At 70.9% G+C, this 478-nt stretch carries 2 protein-coding genes; both read left to right on the forward strand.

Going from position 1 to position 478, the window contains the following annotated elements; translation table 11 throughout:
* On the forward strand, window positions 1-247 hold a 247-nt coding region (locus DD1DGNOD_RS11905), incomplete at its 5' end, for an aromatic-ring-hydroxylating dioxygenase subunit beta (RefSeq protein ID WP_283234684.1).
* Window positions 244-478: SDR family NAD(P)-dependent oxidoreductase (locus DD1DGNOD_RS11910; RefSeq protein ID WP_131770131.1), on the forward strand; the 235-nt coding region annotated here is incomplete at its 3' end. The genes DD1DGNOD_RS11905 and DD1DGNOD_RS11910, both read left to right, overlap by 4 nt.

Below are 478 nucleotides of genomic sequence, written 5' to 3' on the forward strand. Positions count from 1 at the left end.
GTACCCGCACTCGCGCACGAACCATCAGTTCAGCAACGTCGTGGTGGGCGTACGGGAGGGCGACGAGCTGCCGGTCGTGGCGTCCTTCACGGTGTGGCGGTTCCGCAACGGCAAGGCGTCCTACTACGTCGGGAGGTACCACTACCGGTTCGTCGTGATCGACGGACAGCTGCGGATCCGATCCAAGCGCGTCGTCCTGGACATGACGACCCTGCGCCCGGTCGGCGACCTGGCGATCATCCTGTGAGTCTCCCGCTGCGGGGCCGGACGGCGGTGGTCACCGGCGGGGCGACCGGGATCGGTCTGGGAATCGCGCGCCGGCTGCTCGCCGACGGGGCCCGCGTGCTGGTGGGCGCACTGCACGCCGAGGAGCTCGAGCGCGCCTACGGCGAGCTTCGCGGTTACGGCACCGGTGCGGACCTGGCCGGACACGTCGGGGATCTTTCCCGGCCGGGTGCGGGCGAGAGCTTGCTGCGCG

Source organism: Candidatus Protofrankia californiensis, assembly GCF_900634765.1.
In the GTDB taxonomy this organism is placed as follows: domain Bacteria; phylum Actinomycetota; class Actinomycetes; order Frankiales; family Frankiaceae; genus Protofrankia; species Protofrankia californiensis.